20 protein-coding genes are annotated in these 23,983 nt (G+C 73.4%); 10 read left to right on the top strand and 10 right to left on the bottom strand.

Going from position 1 to position 23,983, the window contains the following annotated elements; genetic code table 11:
- Window positions 1–22: 22 nt before the first annotated feature.
- Both ACFYW1_RS08175 and ACFYW1_RS08170 read left to right on the top strand, forming a co-directional pair.
- On the top strand, window positions 23–2,125 hold the full coding sequence (locus ACFYW1_RS08175; protein ID WP_388988837.1) for an AAA family ATPase: 2,103 nt from the start codon (window positions 23–25) through the stop codon (window positions 2,123–2,125).
- A complete protein-coding gene (locus tag ACFYW1_RS08170; protein ID WP_388988834.1) occupies window positions 2,122–2,727 on the top strand; it encodes an FHA domain-containing protein in 606 nt (201 codons plus the stop codon). The genes ACFYW1_RS08175 and ACFYW1_RS08170 overlap by 4 nt, the downstream gene beginning before the upstream one ends.
- Window positions 2,728–2,761: 34 nt before the next feature.
- Here the strand turns inward: ACFYW1_RS08170 and ACFYW1_RS08165 are convergent, their stop codons facing one another.
- The 3 genes from ACFYW1_RS08165 to ACFYW1_RS08155 are packed head-to-tail and all read right to left on the bottom strand — an operon-like array spanning window position 2,762 to window position 7,754.
- Window positions 2,762–3,436, bottom strand: a complete 675-nt coding sequence (locus tag ACFYW1_RS08165; protein ID WP_388988831.1) for an RES family NAD+ phosphorylase — start codon at window positions 3,434–3,436, stop codon at window positions 2,762–2,764.
- Window positions 3,436–4,098 carry a hypothetical protein gene (locus tag ACFYW1_RS08160; RefSeq protein WP_388988828.1) on the bottom strand — a complete coding sequence of 221 codons (663 nt, stop codon included), beginning with the start codon at window positions 4,096–4,098 and terminating at the stop codon, window positions 3,436–3,438. The genes ACFYW1_RS08165 and ACFYW1_RS08160 overlap by 1 nt, the downstream gene beginning before the upstream one ends.
- The gene (locus ACFYW1_RS08155; protein WP_388988825.1) at window positions 4,095–7,754 is read right to left on the bottom strand and encodes a CHAT domain-containing protein; all 3,660 of its coding nucleotides are present in this window, start codon (window positions 7,752–7,754) and stop codon (window positions 4,095–4,097) included. The genes ACFYW1_RS08160 and ACFYW1_RS08155 overlap by 4 nt, the downstream gene beginning before the upstream one ends.
- Window positions 7,755–8,116: 362 nt before the next feature.
- Here ACFYW1_RS08155 and ACFYW1_RS08150 point away from each other — a divergent pair, with 362 nt between their 5' ends.
- Both ACFYW1_RS08150 and ACFYW1_RS08145 read left to right on the top strand, forming a co-directional pair.
- Window positions 8,117–8,506, top strand: coding sequence for a hypothetical protein (locus tag ACFYW1_RS08150; protein WP_388988823.1), 390 nt, complete (start codon window positions 8,117–8,119; stop codon window positions 8,504–8,506).
- A complete protein-coding gene (locus tag ACFYW1_RS08145) occupies window positions 8,503–9,144 on the top strand; it encodes a hypothetical protein (protein WP_388988820.1) in 642 nt (213 codons plus the stop codon). Before ACFYW1_RS08150 ends, ACFYW1_RS08145 begins: the two co-directional genes overlap by 4 nt.
- 84 nt (window positions 9,145–9,228) lie before the next feature.
- Here the strand turns inward: ACFYW1_RS08145 and ACFYW1_RS08140 are convergent, their stop codons facing one another.
- The gene (locus ACFYW1_RS08140; protein ID WP_388988818.1) at window positions 9,229–9,642 is read right to left on the bottom strand and encodes a hypothetical protein; all 414 of its coding nucleotides are present in this window, start codon (window positions 9,640–9,642) and stop codon (window positions 9,229–9,231) included.
- Window positions 9,643–9,762: 120 nt separating this feature from the next.
- On the opposite strand from ACFYW1_RS08140, the gene ACFYW1_RS08135 reads away from it, so the two are divergent.
- From ACFYW1_RS08135 to ACFYW1_RS08125, 3 genes are all read left to right on the top strand, one after another.
- Window positions 9,763–10,686 carry a hypothetical protein gene (locus tag ACFYW1_RS08135; protein WP_388988816.1) on the top strand — a complete coding sequence of 308 codons (924 nt, stop codon included), beginning with the start codon at window positions 9,763–9,765 and terminating at the stop codon, window positions 10,684–10,686.
- A gap of 133 nt (window positions 10,687–10,819) precedes the next feature.
- Window positions 10,820–11,767 carry an NADP-dependent oxidoreductase gene (locus tag ACFYW1_RS08130; protein ID WP_388988813.1) on the top strand — a complete coding sequence of 316 codons (948 nt, stop codon included), beginning with the start codon at window positions 10,820–10,822 and terminating at the stop codon, window positions 11,765–11,767.
- 239 nt (window positions 11,768–12,006) lie between these two features.
- Window positions 12,007–13,908: an FUSC family protein gene (locus ACFYW1_RS08125; RefSeq protein WP_388989308.1), complete on the top strand. Its 1,902-nt coding sequence runs from the start codon at window positions 12,007–12,009 to the stop codon at window positions 13,906–13,908.
- Window positions 13,909–13,943: 35 nt separating this feature from the next.
- On the opposite strand, the gene ACFYW1_RS08120 is transcribed toward ACFYW1_RS08125, so the two are convergent.
- Together ACFYW1_RS08120 and ACFYW1_RS08115 are read right to left on the bottom strand one after the other, a co-directional pair.
- Complete coding sequence (locus tag ACFYW1_RS08120; protein ID WP_388988810.1) at window positions 13,944–14,348, bottom strand: RNA-binding S4 domain-containing protein; 405 nt, start codon at window positions 14,346–14,348, stop codon at window positions 13,944–13,946.
- A gap of 95 nt (window positions 14,349–14,443) precedes the next feature.
- Entirely contained in the window at window positions 14,444–16,123 is a 1,680-nt protein-coding gene (locus ACFYW1_RS08115) for a hypothetical protein (protein ID WP_388988807.1), read from the bottom strand.
- A 346-nt stretch (window positions 16,124–16,469) separates the two neighbouring features.
- On the opposite strand from ACFYW1_RS08115, the gene ACFYW1_RS08110 reads away from it, so the two are divergent.
- Complete coding sequence (locus ACFYW1_RS08110) at window positions 16,470–18,008, top strand: VWA domain-containing protein (protein ID WP_388988804.1); 1,539 nt, start codon at window positions 16,470–16,472, stop codon at window positions 18,006–18,008.
- Here the strand turns inward: ACFYW1_RS08110 and ACFYW1_RS08105 are convergent.
- Both ACFYW1_RS08105 and ACFYW1_RS08100 read right to left on the bottom strand, forming a co-directional pair.
- On the bottom strand, window positions 17,942–19,156 hold the full coding sequence (locus tag ACFYW1_RS08105) for a sensor histidine kinase (protein ID WP_388988801.1): 1,215 nt from the start codon (window positions 19,154–19,156) through the stop codon (window positions 17,942–17,944). The genes ACFYW1_RS08110 and ACFYW1_RS08105 overlap by 67 nt on opposite strands.
- Window positions 19,153–19,806 carry a response regulator transcription factor gene (locus tag ACFYW1_RS08100; protein WP_356930238.1) on the bottom strand — a complete coding sequence of 218 codons (654 nt, stop codon included), beginning with the start codon at window positions 19,804–19,806 and terminating at the stop codon, window positions 19,153–19,155. Before ACFYW1_RS08100 ends, ACFYW1_RS08105 begins: the two co-directional genes overlap by 4 nt.
- 148 nt (window positions 19,807–19,954) lie before the next feature.
- On the opposite strand from ACFYW1_RS08100, the gene metG reads away from it, so the two are divergent.
- Window positions 19,955–21,559, top strand: coding sequence for a methionine--tRNA ligase (metG, locus tag ACFYW1_RS08095; protein ID WP_388988798.1), 1,605 nt, complete (start codon window positions 19,955–19,957; stop codon window positions 21,557–21,559).
- 77 nt (window positions 21,560–21,636) lie between these two features.
- Here the strand turns inward: metG and ACFYW1_RS08090 are convergent, their stop codons facing one another.
- Window positions 21,637–22,218, bottom strand: a complete 582-nt coding sequence (locus ACFYW1_RS08090) for a Uma2 family endonuclease (protein ID WP_388988795.1) — start codon at window positions 22,216–22,218, stop codon at window positions 21,637–21,639.
- Between the two features lie 66 nt (window positions 22,219–22,284).
- On the bottom strand, window positions 22,285–23,112 hold the full coding sequence (locus ACFYW1_RS08085; RefSeq protein WP_388988792.1) for a L,D-transpeptidase family protein: 828 nt from the start codon (window positions 23,110–23,112) through the stop codon (window positions 22,285–22,287).
- Window positions 23,113–23,486: 374 nt separating this feature from the next.
- Between ACFYW1_RS08085 and ACFYW1_RS08080 the strand changes: the two genes are divergently transcribed.
- On the top strand, window positions 23,487–23,921 hold the full coding sequence (locus ACFYW1_RS08080; RefSeq protein ID WP_388988789.1) for a hypothetical protein: 435 nt from the start codon (window positions 23,487–23,489) through the stop codon (window positions 23,919–23,921).
- Window positions 23,922–23,983 lie beyond the last annotated feature (62 nt).

Genomic DNA, 23,983 nt, shown 5'->3' with positions numbered 1-23,983 from the left:
AACAACGGGAACGAGAACGAGGATGCGGAGGCACGGCGTGGACGTCCACGGCACCGAGGACACCCGGCCCCACGGGGACCGCACGCACCGGCCGGGCCACGGCCCACGGCTGGTCAAGGACCGGGACGACAGGGCGGAACACGGCCCGGAGCGCCCCGAACCCCCGGAGCGCACGGTCCCGCTGTTCGTCGAGGAGCTGACGAGCACCCTGGGCGTGCACTCCCAGTACGTCCTGCACGGCAACATCCAGGACCTCCACCTGGTGCGCCGCCGGTCCCGGGACGCCCACCACCCGCTGGCCGAGGTCGTCTGGAACGCCCTGCGCAGACTGGGTTACCAGGCCCTGATCCGCTACGACCAGATCCGGGGCTTCCGCGTCGTGCCGGGCCCCGAACAGCTGATGGTCGAGGAACTGCTGCGCGTCACCCAGCAGTCCGGCGGCCGGGACCGGCACCGCCCGCCGGTCCTCATGGAGATGGAACCGCAGCTCCGCGGCATCGTGACGGGCTGGGCCGAGCACCGGCGCGCCGGTCACGGCAACGGCCGTCCGCTGGAGCCCCTCCGGGTCGTCCTGCTCATCGAGCACGCCGCCCGGCTCACCACCGACGTCACCCGGCTCACCGAGGCCGAACGCGACTTCTTCGTGTCCTGCCTGGAACTCGCCGAGCAGGCCAGGCCCGTCCCGCTGCCGCCGGGCGTGCCGCCGTCGGCCGTGAGCACCGGCGCCGCGCCGCTGTTCAACCCGGTCATCTGGCTCGCCGAGGGCGAACGCGACCTGCCGAACTGGCTGGTCTCCGGCAGCGAACGCATCCGCACCATCGCGGTGCCCGACCCGGACGCCGACGAACGCCGGCGGATGGCCGCGCTCCTGCGCCACGAGCACACCGGGCCGGACGACGACGGGCCGCGCACCGGCGGCGGGACGACGGGAAAGGACCCGGTGGACGCCTTCGCCCGGGCCAGTGTCGGGCTGCCGCTGCGGGCCATGCGGCAGTCCCTCGACCTGGCCCTCGCCCGGGGCATCCCGTTCGACGCCATGCCCGACGCGGTGCGTATGTACCGGCTGGGCGTGGAGAAGAACCCGTGGCGGCGCGACGAGATCCGGCAGCGGATCATCGAGGGCGAACGCACCGTGCCGGAGCGGGTGCTCGGTCAGGAGGCGGCCGTCTCCATGACGTTGGACATCCTCAAGCGGGCCGCGATGGGGCTCTCGGGCGCCCAGGCCACCAGCCCCGGACACCGGCCGCGCGGCGTGCTGTTCTTCGCGGGCCCCACCGGCACGGGCAAGACCGAGCTGGCCAAGGCCGTCGCCTCGGTGCTGTTCGACAGCGACCAGGCGTACCTGCGCTTCGACATGAGCGAGTTCTCCTCCTCGCACTCGGCGGACCGCCTGGTGGGTGCCCCGCCCGGGTACGTGGGGTACGAGGCGGGCGGGGAGCTGACGACGGCGGTGCGCGCCAACCCGTTCCGGGTGATCCTGTTCGACGAGATCGAGAAGGCCGACAAGGGGGTCCTCGACAAGTTCCTCCAGGTGCTGGAGGACGGCAGGCTCACCGACGGGCAGGGCGTCACCACGTACTTCAGCGAGTGCGTGCTGATCTTCACCTCCAACCTGGGGGTGCAGCGCACCGATCCGCAGACCGAGGAGCGGGAGTGGATCGTCCGCCCGGGAACCCCGTACCGGGAACTGGCCCGGACCGTGCGGCTGAACGTGAAGCGCCACTTCGAGCACGTCATCGGCCGGCCCGAGCTGATGAACCGGCTCGGCGGCAACGTGGTGGTCTTCGACTTCATCTCCGGCGAGGTGGCCGAACGGATCATGCGGCTCCAGATCGACAACATCCGGCGCCAGCTGCTGGCCGAGCACGACATCTCGCTCGAACTCTCCCCGCACGCGCGGGCCCAGCTGTCCGAGTACTGCACGCACGACCAGTGGAACGGCGGCCGGGGCATCGGCATGGCGCTGGAGACCCACCTGATCAACCCGCTGGCCCGGGTCCTGTTCGCCGACCCGGCGATCGGCACGGGCTGGACCGTCTCGGTGCGGGAGATCCACGAGCGCGCCGACGGCCTGGTGGAGATCCGTACCGACGCGTCCCCCGCCTTCGTGCCGGAACAGCGATGACCACGGCGCCCCGGTACGACGGGGACGGGGAGGACCCCGGCCGCCGGGACGACCCGGACGACCTGGACGACCTGTACGGCTGGGTGACCGTCTCGGAGGAGGAGGTGCGCGGGCCGGTCCTGGCACCACCGCCCCCGGACGCCGCCGGTGCGCGCTGCCCCGGCTGCGCGGCCCTCGTGCCGTCCGGGACCTCGCGCTGTCCGCGCTGCCTGGCCCCGATCGGGGACGGGAGCGGGGACGGGGGCGAGGGCACGGCGCCGGCCGGGGCCCCGGTGGTGCTGCACTTCGACACCCTGGCCCTGCGCCTGCCCGTGCGCCCCGGGGAACCGCTGCGCCTCGGCCGGGACCCGGACTGGGCCCCCCTCTCGGCCGGTGCGCTCAAGGACCTGTCCACCGTGTCCCGTCGGCACGCCAGTGTGACCGTCGGCCCCGACGGCACGGTCTGGATCGCCGAGGAGGCCGACGGCACCCTGAACGGCACCTGGGTGAACGACGGCCACCTCCTGCCCGGCGAACGGCACCGGCTGCGGCACGGGGACCGTGTCCGGCTGGGCCTCCGGGTCGGCTGCACCGTCCGCATCGCGGGGGACGGGCCCTGCTGACCCCGTCCCGGGCGCGACACCGGGGCGGGGTGCGTCAGGACGTGACGGCGTCGGGCGGCCACGGCGACGAGACGACGGCCCGGAGCGGGTTGAGCAGCCGGTTCGCCTCGGCCACGCCCTCGGGGGAGTCGAGCCGCAGTGCGCGCTCCGGATCGGCGGCCAGCGGCTCCTGCCCGCAGCGGTCGCCGAAGAGCTGCAGCGCGCTCCTGGGCCGGCACCGCTTCGACTCCCAGACCAGGCCGTGCACCCCGGCGGCGTGCTCGCGTATCAGCCGCACCCAGTAACGGGTCTTCGGGTAGTCGGCGGCCTCGGCGTCGACCAGCCAGGAGTCCTGCCAGACGGCGGCCAGCCCCTCGGCCGTGCCCAGTTCGACGAGCGACAGCTCACGGGTCGTGCGCAGCGCCGAGAGCGTGTACCGGGACGCCTGCGCCCACGGGATCAGCCGCACGGCCGTGCGGTCCGCGAAGTCGACCGAGCGCAGCAGGACTTCGCAGAGGGCGGTGACCGGGTCGAGCGCGGCGTAGAGGAAGGGGTAGGGGTCCTGTTCCGTGGCGTCGAAACGGTTGCCGCCGAAGTACGGGTGGGCGGTGTTGGGGTTGAACGACCCGGGGCCGAATTCGTGCTCGTGGCAGCGCCAGAGCTCGGTCCCCTCGGGCAGGACGCGCGGCAGGGGCCGCATGGTGACGCCGGTGGGCGGCATCCGGTCCATCAGCAGCCCCCCACCAGTTCGAGGGCGGCCCGTGCGAGGTCCTCGTCGGGGACGGTGCCGATGAGTTCGGCCGGGACGCCCGCCAGGCGGCCGTTGCCGCCGAGCCACCAGTCCGCGGCACCCCAGGGGTCCTGGTCGGCCATCAGGATGTGATTGACGCGGCGCACCACCGGCCGGGTCTGGGTCGTGCCGGGGACGAACTGGAAGCGGGGGTAACGGTCCCCGGCCCCGGGGTGGCTCAGCCTGATGAGACCGGCGGACGCGGGGTCGTCCGCGGCCTCCGGGCCGAGTTCCGCCCGGTCCAGGGCCGGGGCCCGCCACAGCCGTTCGTGGGCGGTCCGGAGCAGTTCCCCGGGATCGGGCGGGGGATCGGCGAACACGTCGAGGAGTTCGCCGAGCAGGGCCCGGTCGACGGCCGGGGCGGCCGGGGCCGGCGCGTAGCGGACCGTGCCGCTCAGCTCCCGGGAGACCGGGTGGTCGGAGGGCAGGGCCCGCAGTTGCATCCGCAGGGTGCGCAGGGCCCGTTCCACCGACTTGCGGTCACCGGCCCCCGCGAGGTCGCGCAGACCGTCGCGCATCCGTGCGCGCCGGTCGCCGTCGAGGGCGGCGAGGGTCATCGGCCAGTGGGTGTGGATCAGGCCGAGGAACGTATCGGGGGTCATCTCCGGGTTTCTCCTTCCGCGGTGACGGGGGTCTTCCCGCCGTGGGCATCGGCCCGGCGGGACGGCCCGGGATTGCCCTGGTGGATGAAGGCGGCCCAGACGAACGGCACCGAAAGGTCCAACTCCTCCGCCACACGGGACAGTTCGGGCTTCAGGCCGCGCACCGGCGACCGGCTGCCGGGCGGTGCCAGCATCCAGCGCTGGGCGGCCCGCAGCGCGTCCGGCGGGGCCAGTCCGGCGTCGAGCCGGTCGTGGAAGACGGTCATCAGCACCGAGGAGGCCACGTCCGGGACGGTCCAGCGGGAGCCCACCACGTCGGCGGCCAGCCGGTGCGCCAGGGCCGTGGTCAGCGTCAGCGCCTCGTCGTGGTCGCGGGCGCTGAGGTCCGTCTCGCAGGCGCTGAGCACGACCAGCGGGCCGCCCGCCCCCTCCGCGTGGTCGAACGGCGTGTCCAGCAACGCGGTGACCGTGAGGCGGCCCGCCTCCGGTTCGGCGTCCTCCGGCCAGCCGAGCTCCAGCGCGGAGGCCGCGGGGTCGGGCCCCGCCATCCCGTGGCAGGCCAGGTGGACGAGGGCGACGCGCCCGGTGCCGTCCCGGCCGGGGCCCGCCCCCAGCAGCGCCAGCACCTCTTCTGGGGTGCCCTCGGGCGGTTCCGGGACCAGTTCGCGGGTCATCAGGCTTCCGTACAGGGCGGCGTCCGGGTAGTAGGTGTCGGCCAGGGCCAGCACCTCGTCCTCGGCCCCGTCCAGATCCCAGCCCGGTACGCACACCAGCGCCTGCCCCAGGGCCATCGGCAGCCGGTCCCGGCCGGACGACCGGGCGAACTCCCGGCCGGACGCGGCGTACGAGAGGACGGCCACCTCGCACGCCCGGACCGTGGCGGGCCGGCCGGCCGCCCCCGGTTCCGGCCCCGCTCCGGGGGGAACCGTGAGCAGGGCCGCCTGCCAGGGCACCACACCGAGGTTCCCGCAGGCGATCAGGGTCAGCCTGACCGGCTCCGGCACGGGCTCCGCCGGGGCCCCGCCCGTCAGGCCGGACTCCGCGAGCGCCCTTTCCCACAGCCCGAGTTCGTCCAGGACGGGCCCCATCACGGCCTCGCCCGCCCAGGCGCACAGTTCGTCCAGCGCGACCTCCCAGCGCTGCTGCCCCCGCCGTGCGGTGGCGTGCCGGGCGGCGGCGTCCAGATAGCCGTCGAGCGGGAGCCGGCCCCCGGCCGACAGACCGGGCAGCGGCAGCGTCCACGGGTCGCGTCCCGGTGCCAGGAGTACGGCGGAGCCGTCCTCGTCCCCCTGCCCCGGCAGCAGGTACACCAGCGCGTCGATACCCGCCCGCCCGACGGCGGCGGTCAGCTCGGACGCGTCGGGGATCGCTCCATGGGCCCCCGCCCCGTCGGCGGGGCGGAGCAGTTCCAGGGCCCGGCGGCGCAGGGTGCTCGGCAGTTCCGGGGTGCCGAACGACTCGCCGAGCACGACCTCCGCCAGCTCCGACCGGCTGCCTCCCGCACGGGGAACGGTTCCTCCCCGCGCGGTCTCCCGGCGCCACTGGTCGGCCAGTTCGTGCTCGCCGCGCTCCGCCAGCCGGTCGGCGACCGTGGCGGAGGCCGCGGCCGCGCCGAGGACCAGGGCCCGGCCCTCCTCCAGACAGGCCACCGCGTCCGCGGGCCGCCCGGCACGGACCGCCCACCCGGCGGCGGCCAGCGCACGGCGGGCACCGGTCCTGGCGACCTGGAGACCGTGCTGGACGCCCTGCTGGAGCAGTACGTCGTCGGCGATGGTGCGCAGCGACTGCCGGGCCCACTCGACCGCCCTGACCAGGTCGTTCCCCTCGTGCCCGGCCCGCCGCCCGTACGCGTCGGCCAACGCCCAGAGCACCACGGCGACCGATGTCCCGCTCGCCGTCCTCAGCTCCTCCTCGGGGCAGTCCAGCTCGGTGATCATCTCGTCCAGGACGGCCGGGTCGCCGGTCATGCCGTACACCGCGTCCAGCGCCAGCCCGATCGCCTGGCGCGCCCGCACCCGCTGGTCGGCCATGGCGGGCACGCCCCGCAGGGCCGACCGCGCACGCCTGATGGCTTCCTGGAGCCGTTCCACGGAGGGTTCGAGGTAGGAGGCGAGGGTCAGCAGCGGTGCCCAGCTCATGTCGACCATCGGCTGGAGCATCGACTCGATCCCGGGGGTCTCCAGCGCCTGCTCCTGGTAGTGCACCGCGCTGCGCAGCGAGTCGACGCTGCCGGTGAGCCAGGCGAGGGCGAGGTGGACCAGGCCCAGTTCGTACAGCGGGACGAGAGCGGCCACGCCCTCGCCGGTGTCCTCGGCGTCCAGGATGTCGAGGAGGTCTCCCACGAACCCTTCGAGCGCCTCGGCGTCGCGGTCCTCGATCGCCCGGATCGTCTTCGCCTGGATACGCATGCACTGGGTGATCGTCACGATCTCGCTCGCGCCGGGGAGGTCCGGAAGGGCACCGGCGTCCGGACGTTCGCCGGCGGGCAGGAAGTCCTCCATGAGGGACTCCGCCCCCTCCAGGTCCTGGAGGCTGCCGCCGACCAGCATGGCGTTGAGCAGCACGGCGGGCAGCATGCCCCGCACCATCCAGGTCAGCGTCTCGTCCGTGCCCGCCGTCTCCTGGAGCAGCCGCAGCGCCCTCTGCGTCTCCTCCGGCCGGCCGGAGCGCAGGCCGGCCAGCATCGCCCCCATGGCGGCGAAGATCTGCGTACCGGGCTTCGCTCCCGGCGGGGGATTCGACAGCCGGGCCGTCAGCTCGTCGAGTTCCTTCGGCGAGAACAGACCGGGTCGGCTCATCTCGGCGAACAGGGCCACGATCTCGTTCTCGCCCTCGTCCCAGTCGCGCTGCGGCACCACGGCGTCGGCCCCGGTCCTCCCCGACGCCATCTCCTTCTCCGCCCGCTGCATCTGGGGCGCCACCGTTTCGAACACCGACTGGGCGTAGGAGCGCATCGGACCGGCCGGGACCAGGGATTCGAGGCCCTCGGAGTTCATCTTCTGCCACACGCCGGACAGCTTCCGGGGATCGTTGTCGGTGAGCGCCCGGGAGAGCTCGCTCATCAGTGCCATGCGCCGGAGCTGGGCCCGGAGCTCCGGGGTCTCTTCCATGTGTCCGGCGATCTCCTTCATCAGCCGGTAGGTCTCGGGAGCGGCCTCGACGACTCCGGCGCCGCCGTGGCTCTGCGGCCTTCCCATCCGGCTCATGAGCGACAGGCCCTCCAGGCCGATCGCGTTGTCGAACTGCCCGGGAGCGATACGTGCCGCCGGGCCCTGCAGCAGGACGACGAGGTTGCGCGCCGCCGTCAGGTGGTCCTCCGGGGAAAGGAGGCCGGAGGCGCGGACCTCGCGCAGCAGACGTATCGCCTCCTGCCGGTCCGGCTCCTCGTCACCTGCTGCCCAGCGCGAGCCGATCAGTGTCCCGAGCCGGAACCTCGCCTCCTGGAGGAGTTCCCCGTCCGGCTCGCTCTGCGTCAACTCGGATGCCAGTGAAAGGAGTTCGGCTATCAGCCCGTCACGCTCCGCGCCCTGCGGGCCGGTCGGCTCCGCGTGCACGGCGGGCACCGGACGCGCCCCCTCCGACCGCCGGACCGCATCGGCCACCCGTTCCCGCAGATCGGCGTCGCGGCTGTCGCCGGTGTCGTCGATGTCGTTCAACGCCCCTCCCTCCACCGCCCGTTCGGACGGTCATGGTGCCCCCGAGTCGGCGCGAGGCCCTGGTGCGGACATGATGCCCAGGCCCGTCCGCCTTCAGGGCCGTTTCGCGGCAGCCGCCGGAATACGTCCCACAATCGACCGGAAACCGGACAACACTCCTTTGGCCAGCGGCGATTCAGGTGTCGGGCGGCGCCGGGACACCGCCGCGCCACCTGCGGCGCACCGCCCCGCAGCCGCGGGGGCCGGAACACGGCCCGGCCCTCTGGCAGCATCGAAAACCGGACGCGCGTCGCCGACGACCGCCGCCGTCCATCGACATCCGCCGCCGACATCCGCCGCACCCGCCACCCGGGAGACGCCTCGTGCCCGAGCCCGCCCCGCCCCCACGGAACCCCCCGACGAACCCTCCGACGAACCCCGCCCGTGCGGGACGTGGGTCCGCCCTCCCGTACGAGGAGGTCACGGAGCCCGGCTACCCCGCCGCGTACACCGCGGGCCTGCTCATCGAGCCCACCGGGGACGGGGCCGTCCTGACCGGCACCTGCCCGCGCTGCCACTGCGCGACCGTCTACACCTGGACCCGTTCCGTCGTCCGGTCCGCGCCGCGCGTCGTGCGGTCCGGGACCCCCGGCACGGGGCTCGTGCCGGTGCCGGTGCTCTGCGTCTGCCGGACCGAGCACCCGGGCCGGCCCGGCGACGAGGAGGGCTGCGGGGCGTACTGGAACATCCTGCTGGAGAGGGCTCGGCGATGACCTGGCGCGCCGTACCGGGACCGGCCGGGACCCCGGCCGACCGGCTCGCGGCCCGCCACCACCGCACCCTGCTGCGCCGGGAGCTGCCCCGGGTCCGGGAATCGGCGCTGGCCTGGCGCAACGGCCTCGCCGCGCTCCTGGCCGGACTCGTCGGGTTCGGCCTCCTCCGGGGCCGCAGCGACATCGGCTCGCTCGCCGCCCCGTACGCCGTCACCGTCGGCGCCGTGCTGCTCCTCGCGCTGCTGTGCGGCGCCGCGGGGGGCCTGTCCCTGCTGCGCGCCGCCCACGGCAGACCGGCCGCCGCGGGCGACACCGCCGCGCTCCGGCTCGACGGCGTCGCCGCGGACCACGCCGAGGCCCTGCGCGCCGCTCAGGCCCTCGCCCGGGGCGTGCCGCTCACCCTCTGCTGCGCCGCGCTGCTCGTCGCGGCCGTGGGGATCACCTGGTACGGACCGTCGAAGGAGGGGCCGCTCGTCTCGGTCACCACCCCCGACGGCACGGTCTGCGGGAAACCGCTGCGCACCGCCGGGGGCAGGATGACGCTCGGAACCGACGCCGGCCGGGTCACCGCGGACCTCGGCCGGGCCACCGCGGTGCGCGCCGTGACGTCCTGCGCCCCGCTGCCGGCGGGCGGCTGACAGCGGGGCGGAAAAGTACCGGGCAAAGGCACCGGCGGGAGGCGCCGGACGAGGCGCCGGACGGCGCCCGCGCGGCGCCCCCGTTCATCCGACGGGCCTGGTGTCCTCATGGGTGTAGAAGATGTAGAACGCGCTGACGAACATCCCCAGCCCCACCGCGAGCCCGAGCGCCGTGGAACGCAGCACGCTCGAATCGGTCAGGCCGACCAGCAGGCCGATCGCCGCCGCCATCAGCGCGCCGTACGCCACCGCCCGCACCAGGGGCAGCAGCCTGCGCTGGATCCGGCCCAGCCCGTAGCAGAGGACCGTGAGGACCACCGCGGTGATCAGGCCGTACCAGAACTGCCGGGTGCCGCTCGCGCCGTTGTTGCGGAGGATGAAGGACGCGTAGAGGCCGTACGCCGCGCCCAGCGTGACGGGAATGGCCCAGGAGAGCACGCTGCGCCCGCGCGCGTGCGCCCTCCGTCCGCGGGCCGGCATCGCTGCATGTGTGGCCATGGCGGAGATCTCCTTCCGTCGCCCCTTGTTCCCTCCAGGGCACACCCGGCCGGGCCGACCGGCAACTCGGATGGCGTACGGGCCGGGGCGCGGCGCCCGCGCACGCGATTCCCTGGAGGGATGCGGACGCACCTGTCGACGGCCCTCTCGGTGGTACTGGTGGTGGTCCTGGCCGTCCTCGTACCGGTCGGGGCCCTGTCCGCCTGGGTCGATCTGGAGATCGACGACACCGACCGCTACGTCGAGGCGGTCGCGCCGCTCGCCTCCGACCCCGTGGTGCGCGAGACCGTCAGCGATCTCATCACCGACGGGGCGATGAAGCAGATCGACGCCGGACCGCTCCAGAGCACCGTGCGCGACTTCCTGCGCCGGGCGGTGCTGTCGTTCACCACCACCGACGCCTTCCGCACCGCGTGGAACACCGCCAACCGCACCGCCCACGAGGCCGTCACCGCCGCCCTGGACGGCGGCACCGGGGAGGCCGTGACCATCGATCTGGCGCCCGTGACCGCGCAGATCCGGCAGAACCTGGTGGACAACGGGGTGCCGTTCGCCGACCGCATCCCCGTCCAGCACACCGACATCACGCTCGTCTCCGCCGACCGCGCCGACCAGTTGCGCCAGTCCTTCCGGCTGCTGCGGGCCGGCGGTGTCCGGCCCGCCGTGGGCACGCTGGTGCTCGCCGCCCTGGCCGTGGCCGCGGCCAGGGCGCGCGGCGGCGGTCCGGGGCACCGGCGTTCCGGGGCCGCCGCGCTCTCGGCCGCGGCGGTGGCCGGGCTGGGCTTCGCGCTCGGGGCGCTCGTGCTGCGCGCGGTGCTCGCGGTCGCCCGCGGCCGGGTGCTGTCCGAGGTGCCGGACGGCGAGGCGGACGGGGCGGCGGCGGTGTACGACGCGTTGACCGCCTCGCTGCGCACGACGGTGTGGGTCGTGTTCGCCGCCGGGCTCGCGGTGGCGGTGTGCGCGGTGCTCGCCCGGCTCCTGGCCGCCCGGCACCGCACCGCCCCGCGACCGGAACGACCGGGACCGCCGGAGGAGAAGGGCTGAGCCCGGACGGCCGGGCGGGCCCGGAACACGAGGCCCGCCCGGGGCCGGGCGGGTTCGAAGTGCGGGGCCGGGCGGGCCGAAAAACAATGGTTCCCATGACTGCCGGATCGGGGGCGACTGAGAGGTCTTCCGCATGCGAGCCATAGCCGTCGGCGCGTTCCGGGCCGACCCCGCGCTGGTGGAGATGCCCAAGCCCGAGCCGGGCACCGGTGAGGTACGGGTCAGGGTCGAGTACGCCGCGCTCAATCCCCGCGACTGGCAGATCGTGCGGGGCGCCCCCGGGGCCCCGGCCACCGCCCGCGTCTTCCCCCTGGTCGTCGGCGTGGACTTCGCCGGCCGGGTGGACATGATCGGCCCCGGCGACAACCGCTTCCGGGTCGGCGACCAGGTCTTCGGCCGGGTCGCCGGGGACGCGTCCGGCAGCGGCACGTACTGCGACTACGTGGCCGTGCCGCAGGACTCCGCGATCACCCTCGTCCCGCCCGGCCTCCCCCTCCGGACCGCGGCCGCCCTGCCGACCGCCGGGATGGCCGCCGCCCAGATCCTGGAGGGCGCGGCGCTCCGCGGCCACGAGAGCCTGCTGGTCATCGGGGCCGCGGGCGGCGTCGGCAGCTGTCTGACCCAGCTCGCGTCGGCCCGCGACATCCGGGTGATCGCCGCCGTGCGCGGTGCCGAGCACGAGCGGATGGCGGCCCTGGGCGCCGCCGCCACCATCGACGTCACCGACCGCCCCCTCGACGAGGCCGTGCGCGAGACCTGCCCGGACGGCGTCGACGCACTCGTCGACCTGGTCTCCACCACGCCGGACGCCTTCGCCGCCCATGCCGCGCGGGTGCGCCCCGGCGGCATCGCCCTCACCACGCACGGCGTCGCCACCGGAGCCGCCCTGCCCCCGGGCGTGACCGGCGTCGACTTCCGGCTCGAACCCACCCCGGTCCTGCTCGACGTCCTGGCGGCGGGCGCCGCCGAGGGCATCCTGCGCGTGCCCATCGACATCGAACTCCCGCTGGAGAAGGCCCCGCAGGCCCTCGACCGGAACCGGACGGGCGGCGCCCGCGGCAAGACCCTCATCGTGATCTGAATTCCCCGCCCCGGACCGACCCGAAGGGCTCTCCCGCCCCCGGCCGGACGAAAAAGCCTGGCTGCGCGCTGTTGAGGTCCGGCCCGATCAGTGCTGGGATCTGCTGCAACAGCACCGCGCACCGAACGCGTCCGACGAGGCCGAGGGCCTCCGGTGCCGGAAGCGGAACCCAGGGGGACGCATTGACCGAGGCGGAGACCGGGAACGGGCGCAGGCGCACGGCCCCGCCCCCCTGGCTGCTGAGCGGACTGCGCCCCCAGCAGTCCACCCCCGTTCCCTGGGCCGCGGTCCTCCGCGCCTCCCTCGCGCTGGCGACGCCGCTCGCCGTCGGCTTCGCGCTCGACCGCCCGGCGTACGGGGCGCTCGCCTCCATGGGCGCGCTCTCCGGCGTCATCGGCGACACCGCCGACGCGTACCGCATGCGCATCCTCAACATCGCGGTGCCGCAGCTGTTCGGCGCGCTCGGCGTGATGCTCGGCACCCTGGTGTACGGGACCGGCTGGGCGGCCGTCGTCGCGCTGACACTGGTCGGCCTGGTCTCCGGGATGATGTCGACGATCGGCGCCGTCGCCTCCGTGTCCGGGCTGCTGCTCCTGCTCAACGCGATCGTCGGGGCCGGGCTCCCGCTGCCGGACCCCTGGTGGGTGGCGCCGCTGCTGCTCACGGTCGGCGGCCTGTTCGTCCTCGCCCTGACCCTGCTGGCCTGGCCGCTGCGGCGGGCGCTGCCGGAACGGGTCGCGGTCGCGAACACCTATCTCGCCGTCGCCGACCTGCTCGCCGCCGCGGGCGGCCCCGACTACGAGGAACGGCGCCAGGCCGTCACCCAGTCCCTCAACACCTCGTACGACCTGATCCTGGCCCGCCGGGCCCGCTACCACGGCCGCAACAACGCCATGGTGCGGCTGCTCGCCCAGCTCAACGTCGTGATCCCGCTCGTGGAGGCGGCCCCGGCGGTCCATGTGCGCCGGCTCACGCTCCCGGACGAGATCCCGGCGGCGGTGCGCGACCTGGCCGTCGCCGTCGAGGAGAGCCGCACCGGCCGCCCCGGACTCGCCCTGCCCGCCCCCGACTCGCCCGCGACCCGGGCCGTGGACAGCGCGCTGCGGCACGCCGCGGTCGTCGTGCACAAGGCCGACCCCGACCCGTACAACGTCGACGACCGGCTCGGCCGGCCCGCCGCGCTCGGGGTGCGGGTCCGGCGGACCGCCCGCGACGTGCTGTTCTCCGGGGCGTCCTGGCGGTACGGGCTGCGGCTCGCCCTGTGCGTCGGCCTGGCCCAGGCGCTGACCTCGCTGGTCCCGGTGCCCCGCTCCTACTGGGTGGCGCTGACCGTCACGTTCGTCCTCAAACCGGACTTCGGTTCGGTGTTCTCCCGGGCCGTGCTGCGCTCGGTGGGCACGGCGGCCGGTCTCGTGATCGCCGCACCGGTGCTGGCCGCGGTGCCGATCGGCTGGTGGGACGTGCCGGTGATGGTGGTGCTCGCGGCGCTGATCCCGGCGCTCACGGCGAAGGGGTACGCGTTCCAGACGGCGGCCATCACCCCGGTCATCCTGCTCCTGTCCGACCTGCTGAACCACCAGGGCTTCCACCTGGTCTGGCCGCGTTTCCTGGACAGCCTGATCGGCTGCGCCATCGTGCTGGTGGCGGGCTACCTGCTGTGGCCGGAGAGCTGGCACGTCCGGGTCGGCCACCGGCTCGCGGACGCGGTGACGGACATCGCCGACTACGTGGCGTGCGCGTTCGAACCGGGCAGCTCCGGCGACCGGGCGGAACGGCTGCGGGCCCGTCGCCGCATCTACCGCGACCTGTCGGTCGTACGGTCCGAGTTCCAGCGCGCGCTGACCGAACCGCCCCCGGTCGGCGCCCGGGCCGCCGCCTGGTGGCCGCTGGTCGTCGCGGTCGAACGCATCGTGGACGCGGCGACGGCGGCCCGGGTCCGGGTCAACCACGGGGCGCCTGCGCCGCCGCGGGAAGAAGTGGCCGAGATCCGTCGGCAGCTGCTGGAACTGGCCGACGGAATCCGGTCGAGCGAGGTCCTGGTGGAGGTGCGCACCGAGCTGCCGGGCGACGAGGAAGGCGTACTCGCCCCGCTGCGCCAGGAGGTGGCGGCGGCCCGGGCGATCGCCTCGCCCCAGCCGTAGCGACCGCCGGAGCGACCGCCCCGGCGGCAGGGCGGTCAGCCGCCGGTGGGGCCGCTGCCCCGCAGCCGTTCCATCTCGCGCCGGTCCCGCTTCGTCGGCCGCCCCGCGCCCCGGTCCCGTACCGGAACCTGGATCGCCACCTCGCGCGGCGGCAGGGGCGGGCTGTTGTCGACGAAGCACTCCACCGCCACCGGTGGGCCGACCCGCTTCTTCACGATCTTCGACACGACCACGATCCGGTCCCGGCCCGCGTGCCGGAGCCGCACCTCGTCGCCGACGCGCACCGTCTGAGCGGGCTTGGCGCGCTCACCGGCGACCTTCACATGACCCGCGCGGCAGGCGGCAGCGGCCTGCGACCGGGTCTTCGTCAGCCGGACCGACCAGATCCAGACATCGACCCGAACGCTGCCCTCCGCCTGCGGCGCCTCACCGGAAACCATGGGTCCGACTGTAGTGCGGCGACACGGGGGCGGGGCGGGCCGGATCGTTCACCGGCCCGCCCCGCCCCGTCCCCTGCCCGCTTCGGGCCCGTGCCTCAGCCGAAGCCGTTGATGACGTCGGACATGCTGTAGCCGTACAGCTCGCGCTCGCACGCCCCGCACTTGCTCGGCGCGTGCTCGCTCAGCGACCACAGCTTCGGCGCGAAGCCGTCACCGCGCCCGTGCGCGAGGTAGAGGTCCTCGGGCCCGAACGACGACTCCAGGACCTTCGTGTTGCCGACGAGCTGGTCGACCCCGTCGACCGTGCCCGGCGTGGCCTGGAGCAGCCGCCCGTTGTCGTAGCCGTTGCTGCGGTGGAAGTACCACTTGCCCTCGTACCGCATGACGCCCTGGATCTTGTGCCACAGCGCCTCGTCGCCGAACTTGGCACCGGTCGGCAGACCGTAGGCCAGGTCGGCGGAGGCGGTCTTGCCGGTGTCGCCCTCGACCGCGGCCACCAGATCGGCCATCGGGTACGTGCCGACCCGGCCGGGGCTCGTCCCGCCGTTGTTGGTGTTGCAGTACTCGCCGAGGACCATGTGGTCGGTGCCGGTGCGGTCCAGCGAGATGTACGAGGCCTTCGGGCGCCCGGTGGCGTAGCACTGGTTCTTGCTGGTGCTGCCGCCGTTCTTCGCCGTGGTGAACTTCAGCGTGGCGACCTGCGGCATGACGTAGCGGTAGCCGTAGCCGTACCAGACGTTGTTCTGCCGGCCGACCCGCCGCTTGTCCGTGACGTTGCTGGTCAGGCCGTCCGGCGTCGGGTCGTCGACGTCGGTCTTGTTGTCCGGGTTGAGGTCCATGATCTTGCGCAGGTCGAAGACCCGCATGCCGTTGGCGGTGTCGGCGACGTACAGGTAGTTGCCGTACCAGACCATGCCACCGGCGTGGATGCCGTTCTGCGCGGCGCAGGAGGACGTCACCTCGCCGATGCACTTGCCCTCGCGCGCGTGCAGCGCGTCGAAGGAGATGTGGTCCTTGGAGTTCATGTACGGCCAGACCAGCAGCACGTGACGGTACATCTTGGTCGCCTGGTTGAAGAAGCTGACCCGGATGCCCTTCTCGTTGCAGGCGTCACTGGTCGGGCTCAGCAGACAGTTGTCCTTGCCCGACAGGTAGTCGCTGCGGCCCGGGTTCTCCGCGTCGTAGCCGGCCACGGCGATCGGCTCGGCGTTGGACGTGCCCCAGTCCTCGTCCTCCTGCGCGTCCGAGACACCGGTGATGGCCTGCGGGACCCACTCCGAGGAGATGGCGTCGTCGCTCTTCCAGCAGACCCGGGGGGCGGCGGTCAGATCGGGGCCGTAGATGCCGGTGTCCCCGCAGTCGCTCCCCCAGCCGGCGGGCCGGTTGGCCTGTTCCATCAGCTCGGTGAGGCCCTGCGTGGGCAGCCCGGCGTACAGCTTTCCGACAAGGGCGGAGATGTCGGTGCCCTTGGCCAGCTTGAAGTCGGCGGCCCGGCCGGGAACGGGGGCCGCGGCGAGCGACGCCCGCGGGGCGGCCGAGGCCGTTCCGGCCTCCGTCCCCGCGAAGTCGTCCTGCTCGCCCTCGTCCTCGTTGTCGAAGCCGTCGTCCGGCATGCCCTCGTTGCCCGGTACGGGCTCGTCCGCCGCCGGTGCGACGGACGGCCGGGAGGCCGTCGGGACGGCGGTGGCGCCGGCCGCCGGAACGAGTACGGAAATCAGCGCACCGGTCGCGACGGCACAGGCCGCAAGACGTGTTCGACGAGAGGGTTTCCCCATGTGAAGGCCCTTCCTGGCAATGCTGGTGAATAACGGACAACGGTGCGCCTGACTTCACGTCAAGCGCACCGGCCGATCACGTTAACAAGGCAATGAGACGCTTTGTCAGTACGTTTGGACGAAGCACATCAGGCCCGCACGACATGCGCACAGGACCCGGCGGAGACTCCCCCAGGACTCGGCGGGGAATCGTTCGCCGCTCGTTCGCGCATCGGTTTTCCCCAGGGCGGGCCGTGCCGACGAGGGGCCGGATCCGGCCGCTAACCTTACGTATCCGCCCTGGCCAGGGATCAATTCCCACAGGTCGGACATTTATCGCACCCAACTCACGCGAAAGGCCTCGCCCATGGGCATTCGGAGCTTGCTGCGCAAGGTGTTCGGCCGTGACCGCGCGGAGCAGGACGCGCCGACGGCCACGGTCCCGCCCCAGACCGAACGCACCGCGCCCGCGGAGTCGGAGCCGGCCGCGGAGTCGAAGCCGGTCGCGGAACCGGCGGCCGAACCGGAAGCGGCGGCGGCCCCGGTGAGCGACCCCGCCCCGGCCACCGGGGTCACGATCCCGGCCCCCGCCTCGCCCCGGTCCACCGAGAACGACGGCAGCACCGGTCTGGCCTCGGACCTGGTGGCGGCCGCCTTCGACAAGCCTTCCGTCCCCACGGTGCCGGCACAGGGTTCGGCCCCGGACGAGAAGACGGACGAGCCGAAGCCCGAAGCCGAACCGGAACCGGTCGCGGCGACGGAGCCCGAACCGGAACCGGAACCGGCCCCCGAGCCGAAGCCCGCAGAGGCAGAGGCTCCTGAGGTCGCCGAGGCCACTGAGGTCACCGAGGTCACCGAGGTCACCGAGCCGAAGGCCGCCGAGACCGAAACTCCCGTCAAGACCGAGGTCGAGCCCGAGATCGAGGTCAAGGCCGAGACCGAGACGCAGGCCGAGCCCGAGACCGCTCCTGAGCCCGAGGCGACGTCCGTACAGCCGGAGCCGGAGGCGGAGTCGGCACCGGAGCCCGAGCCGGCACCGGTGGCCGAAACCGCAACCGAACCCGCCGCGACCGAGCCTGCCGCCGCGCCCGCCGAGCTCACCGAGCCCGAGGCCACCGAGACCCCCGAGCCCGAACCGGCCGCCGAAACCCCGGCCCCCGAAGCCGCCTCCCCGGCCCCGGCGATCGAAACCCCGGCCGCCGAAGCCCCGGCCCCCAAGCCCGCCCTCTCCCTCGCCCGGGTCAAGTCACGCGCTCCCGGCCTCGTCGCCCCGTACAAGGCCGCCCAGGCCGGGCTGAAGGCGCACGGCCTGACCGGGCTGCGCGCCACCGTCTACCTGGTCCTCGACCGCTCCGGCTCCATGCGGCCGTTCTACAAGGACGGCAGCGCCCAGCACCTGGGCGACCGCGCCGTGGCGCTCGCCGCACACCTCGACGAGGAGGCGACCGTTCCCGTCGTCTTCTTCTCGACGGAGATCGACGGCACCGGCACGGTCGGCCTCGCCGACCACGAGGGCCGGATCGACGAACTGAACGCGGGCCTCGGCCGCCTCGGCCGGACGAACTACCAGGCCGCCGTCGAAGCGGTCGTCGCGCACCACGAGGGCTCCGGGGCCACCGGTCCCGCCCTGGTGATCTTCCAGACGGACGGCCCGCCGGACGCCAAGCAGCCCGCCAGGCAGGCACTGGCCGACGCGGCCCGGCTGCCGCTGTTCTTCCAGTTCGTCGCGTTCGGCGAGCAGGACGCCAAGGGCTTCGACTTCCTGCGGAAGCTGGACGCCCCGAACGCCGGGTTCTTCCACGCCGGCCCCGCTCCCCGCGAGGTCCCGGACAGCACGTTCTACCGCGAGGTGCTCGCCGCGCTCCCCGCCTGGCTCGCCGCCCGCGAGACGGCGCCCGACGCCTGATCCACCGGCAGCCGTACGGTCACGGCGAGCCCGCCCCCGGGGCCCGGCACCGCCGTGACCGTACCGCCGTGCGCCAGCGCGATGGACCGCACGATCGACAGGCCGAGGCCGGAACCGCGCCCCATCCGGTCCCGGCCCTCGCCCCGCCGGAACGGTTCGAACAGCCCCGGGATGTCCGCCGCTTCCACCACCGGCCCGGTGTTGCGCACCTCCAGCAGCGCCCCGCCGCCGTCCGCCGTCAACGACACGTCCACCGACCCGTCGGGCACGTTGTAGGTGACCGCGTTGGCCAGCAGGTTCGCCACCAGCTGTGCGAGCAGCAGCCGGTTGCCCCGGACCACCGCGCGGGACCCGGCCCCGACCCGCACCCCCGGATGCCGGGCGGTCTCCTCCGCCACCACCTGGGCCAGGTCCACCGCCTCCCGCTCGCCCTCCGCGAGCCCGCGCTCGCTGCGCGCCAGCACCAGCAGCCCCTCGATGAGCCGCTCGCTGCGCCGGTTGTTGTCCAGGAGCGTCTGCCGGGTCCGTACGAGGTCCTCCGGGGACGGGTCGTCCAGCCCGATCTGGATCGCGGCCCGCTGGGTGGCGAGCGGCGTCCGCAGCTCGTGGGAGGCGTTGGCGATGAACCTCCGCTGGCTGTCGAACGCCTTCTCCAGCCGGGCCAGCAGCGCGTCGAGCGTGTCGCCCAGCTCCTTCAGTTCGTCGTCCGGGCCGCTGGACGCGATCCGCTCGTGCAGATTGTGCTCGGAGAGCCGCCGCGCCTTCGCGGTCATGGCGTGCACCGGGCGCAGCACCCGCCCCGCCGTCCACCAGCCCACGCCGACCGCGCACGCCGTCATGACGAGCAGCGCGGCCACGGACCACATGAGCAGCTGGTGCCCGGCCGCGTCGCTGACGTTGTCGGTGAGGTCGTAGACGGTGGGCGGCCCGAGGCTGCGCCGGGTGACCAGCGGACCGTTCACCGCGTAACCGGGCTGGACCACGGCCGCGGTGCGGGCGATGTCGCGCGCCTGGGAGTCCGTGCCGGCGCGGGAGGCCAGGTTGACGGTGGTGAGCAGCGCCGTGCCGAGGATCAGGAACACCCCGCCGTACACCAGCGCGATACGGGCCCGGATCCTGGAGTGCGGCACCCCCGACAGCCACTTCACAGCGCGTACCCCACGCCCTGCACCGTGCGTATCACGGCCGGTTCCCCGAGCTTCCCGCGCAGCTTGCTCATGCAGACGCGGACCGCGCCGGTGAACGGGTCGGCGTTGGCGTCCCAGGCCCGTTCCAGCAGTTCCTCCGCGCTGACGGCCCCGCCGTCGGCCTCCAGCAGCAGCTGGAGCACCGAGAACTCCTTCGGCGAGAGGTCCAGCTCCCGCCCCTCCCGGGAGGCGGTGCGCCGCACGGTGTCGAGCCGGATGCCGTGCCGTTCCAGCTGCGGCGGCACGGGGCGGGCGCTGCGGCGGCGCAGCGCCCGTACCCGCGACACCAGCTCGGGGAACTCGAACGGCTTGCCCAGGTAGTCGTCGGCACCCAGGTCGAGCCCGGCGACCCGGTCCTCCATGGAACCGGCGGCGGTGAGCATCAGGATCCTGGTCCGGGAGCCGGCGGCGACCAGCCGCCGCGCCACGTCGTCGCCGTGCACCCGCGGCAGGTCGCGGTCCAGGACGACGACGTCGTAGTCGTGCAGCCCCAGGTAGGCGAGGGCGGCGTCGCCGCTGTACACCGTGTCGACGGCGAAACCCGCGCGCCGCAACCCGGTGGCGACCAGCTCCGCCAGGATCTCCTCGTCCTCGGCGACCAGTACCCGCATCGTGATGTCCCCTGCCTCGTGCATGCGCGTCCACTCCCTCCCAGGATGCGTCTTTGCTACGGGAAGGCATGTTTCGCAAAGGTCTCCGCACCCGTGACCGGGTTTATCGGTGTGAATCGATCTCCCGCAGGCCGTTAGGATTTCGACCATGGCGGCCACTGGATCCGAGAAGCAGGGGGCGACGGCGTACTACGTCTCGACCCCCATCTACTACGTCAACGACGCTCCTCACCTGGGCCACGCCTACACGACCGTCGCAGGCGACGTGCTCACGCGCTGGCACCGCCAGCGCGGCGAGAAGGTGTGGTACCTCACCGGCACGGACGAGCACGGTCAGAAGATCATGCGCACTGCCGAGGCGAACGGCGTCACCCCGCAGGAGTGGTGCGACAAGCTCGTGGAGGAGGCGTGGAAGCCCCTCTGGGAGCACCTGAACATCGCGAACGACGACTTCATCCGTACGACGGAGAAGCGCCACACCGACCGGGTGCAGGAGTTCGTGCAGGACCTGTACGACAAGGGTGAGATCTACAAGGGCGGCTACGAGGGCCCGTACTGCGTGGGCTGCGAGGAGTACAAGCTCCCCGGCGACCTGATCGAGGACGAGGCCGGCGTCAAGCTGTGCCCGATCCACAAGAAGCCGGTGGAGATCCTCAAGGAGGAGAACTACTTCTTCAAGCTGAGCTCCTACGGCCCGAAGCTGATGGAGTTCTACGCGGACAACCCGGACTTCATCCAGCCCGAGTCCGCCCGCAACGAGGTCGTGAACTTCGTCAAGCAGGGCCTCCAGGACCTCTCCATCTCCCGCTCGACCTTCGACTGGGGCGTCCCCGTGCCGTGGGACGAGAAGCACGTCATCTACGTGTGGGTCGACGCCCTGCTGAACTACGCCACGGCGGTCGGCTACGGCGCCAACCAGGACAAGTTCGACGGGACCTTCCCCGCGAACGTGCACCTGGTCGGCAAGGACATCCTCCGCTTCCACGCGGTGATCTGGCCCGCGATGCTGATGGCGCAGGGTCTGCCGCTGCCCGGCCGGGTCGCGGCCAACGGCTGGCTGATGGTCGGCGGCGAGAAGATGTCGAAGTCGAACCTGACGGGCATCAAGCCGCAGGACCTGACCACGCACTTCGGCGTGGACGCCTACCGCTGGTACTTCCTGCGCGCCATCGCGTTCGGCAGCGACGGCTCGTTCTCCTGGGAGGACTTCTCCGCCCGCTACACCTCCGAGCTGGCCAACGACTACGGCAACCTCGCCTCGCGCGTCGCCGCCATGGTCGGCAAGTACTTCGACGGGGCGCTCCCGGAGGCCACCGCCGCGGGCGAGGCCGAGAAGGCGGTCCAGGACGGGCTGGCGAAGGCCGTCGCCACGGCCGACCGGAAGATCGGCGAGGAGCTGGACTTCCAGGGCGGCATCCTGGCGATCTTCGACTTCGTGAAGCAGGTCAACGGCTACATCACGGAGCAGGAGCCCTGGAAGGTCGCCAAGGACGACTCCCCCGAGGGCCGGGCCCGCCTCGCGACGATCCTCTACACGGCCGCCGAGTCGCTGCGCGGTGTCGCGGTCCTGCTGAACGCCGTGATGCCGGAGACCTCGCAGAAGCTGTGGGACTCCCTCGGCGCCGAGTCGTCCCTGGGCGCGCTGGCCGACCAGCGCGTGCAGGACGCCGGCACCTGGGGCCGTCTCCCGGCGGGCACGACGGTGACGAAGGGCGCGGTGCTCTTCCCCCGCCTGGAGGAGAAGCCCGCGTAGGCGACCCCCGCACGCACGGAAAGGGCCGGCCCCCGCACCCGCGGGGACCGGCCCTTTCCGGTGTCCGGGTGTCCGGGTCAGCGGACCCAGCTCTTCAAGGGTTCGGTGTCCAGCTCGATGCCCACCGGGTCGGGCAGCTCGACGGTCTTCCCGTAGGGCACGGTCACCACCTGCTCGTACCGCACCCCGTCGGGCTGCGAGTGCACCTTGACCTCACAGGTGTCGCGGTCGATGAGCAGGTGGACGGGAATGCCGGTCTCGGCGTACGCACGCGGCTTCTCGACCCGGACCCGGCGGTCGGTGTCCTCGTCGTACGAGGTGACCTCGACGACCATCAGGACACCGGCGGGGTCGGCCCATTCGCCCTGGCCGACGAAGGTGTCGAGCGGGGCGAGCGCTCCGTCCGGACGAGCGTTTCCCCTGCGGTACGAACCGACGTACAAACCTTGTGCCGCGAACAGCCAATTGCCCGGGTCGGCCTGCGAGCACAGGCGCGTCAGCCACTCGACGATCCGCCCACGGGCTCCGTCCCACCGGGCTTTGGGCACCGGCTTCCCGTTCACGAATTCCAGCCAAGGCTCTTCCTCGACCCGCAGGGCCTGCCGGGCGAGCGCCTCGAAGGGCTCACGGGGAGGCGCGCTCTCCTCGACCACGGTCATCACTGCCTCCCGGAAGGGAACCGGCCGTCCTCAGCGTACGGGCCCGTCCCCCGGCCCGTTTCCGGTTCATCGTTCCAGGGCCTCCACGTCGCCCATCACGACGACGGGCTTCTTCGCCGGGTCGAGGACGCTCAGGAGTTCCCGCATCCGGTCCTCGGGGAGCGAGATGCAGCCCTGGGTGGGGCCGCCGTGGTCGACGTGGATCCAGATGCCGCCGCCGCGCTCCTGGCCGAGCGGGCGTTCCCGGTCCAGGGGGGTGACGCCGGGGACGCGGTTGTAGTCGATGGCGACGACGTAGTCGAAGGACCCTTCGAGCGACTCGCCCTCGAACCCCTCGCCGCTCACCGCGAACAGCGGGTCCTGGTCGTAGGGGAACGCCGTCCGGGGCGGGTCGAGGAGGCCGCCCGCGTGTGTCAGCCCGTAGACGCCGACCGGGGAGCGGAGGTCGCCCTCCCAGTGCTCGTCGGTCCAGCCGTTCAGGGCGTTGTGGGCGGGCCAGCGGGACGTGACGGGCTGCCAGCCGAGGGCCGGGTTGTCGCGGGTGTAGAGGACCGCGCTGGACCGGCTGGAGTCGTAGTCCTCACCGGTGACGACGAACACCTGCCCGGCATCCGCCGGGATCGAGGCCCGGGTCCTCGGCCCCAGGGCGGGGATCTCGCGCGGCCGGACGATCGGCGCGCGCGGCCCGGGGGCCGCCCGTTTCCGTACTCCGTCGCCCTGCGGGCCCGCGACACCGGCGGACGCCTCGGCACTCGCCCCGGCGGCCGTGTCGGGAGCGGCGGTGGTGCCGGAGGTGTGGCCGCAGGCCGTGAGCAGCAACAGCGCGGCGGCACAGGCGCCGAGGTGGACGGCGTACGGGGCACGCCGGACAGCCGACGGACGGGTCACGGACACGGGAACTCCTCAGCGGTCGGTCATGGGTGGGGACAGCACCGGCGACCTCCCCGTCACGCCTCGTGCTGCCGACCCCAGTTAACGCCGCGTCGCACGAGCGCGAACCCGCACGAGGGCCATACGGCTGTACCGCCCGCCGTTTCCGCGCGCCGGAAAGTCCCCGGCCGGTCGCTTGCGTGTAGGTTCCGGGCCTTTCCCGTTCCGCGAGGAACCGGAGGGCGGCTGAGGCCGGGTCAGGGACCGGTGCCACCACGGCAGACGTCCTCCGCGCGGGTGGCGGCACAGGACACGGGTACGGCACGGCGTCGGAGCACGGCGGGTCCGGGTCCGGGACCGGCTTTCCCGCATGCCGCGTCTCGTGTTCGATGGCGGTCATGAGGACCGAGGACGAGGCCCCGAGGACCGAGCGCGTCCTGCTCGTGGAGAGCCGTGCCGATCCGGGCGCGCTCACGGGCATGGGCCGGGGGCTGCCCCGGCCCGCCGGGAACGAGGTCACCCTCTTCCTCTCGTACAACTACGCGGAGGTGCCGGTCGGTCGGCGCTTCGGCTGCTGCTTCCGGCGCGCGGACGAGAGCGACGTCGTCCGGGTCGCGGTCACCGTCGTCGCCGTGACCCAGCAGTTCGGGGTCGTGTGGGACGAGATCCCGCACGGCTGGAAGACCCTGACCGTGCTGAGGTTCGAGCCGGAGGTCCCGGCCATGGTCCGCGACCTGCCGGAGGCCGGTGTGTGGTTCGATCGGCCCGTCTCCGTGTACATCTCCGACACGGCCACCTGGGAGGCCCGGACGGTGTCCGGGCCGGAACGCTGAAACAGCCCCCGGCCGAAGCGGCCGGGGGCTGTTTCACGTGGAACCGAAGCGGAACGGGTGCC

Source organism: Streptomyces sp. NPDC002669 (assembly GCF_042889165.1).
In the GTDB taxonomy this organism is placed as follows: domain Bacteria; phylum Actinomycetota; class Actinomycetes; order Streptomycetales; family Streptomycetaceae; genus Streptomyces.
This window is presented reverse-complemented; position numbering and strand designations above follow the sequence as displayed.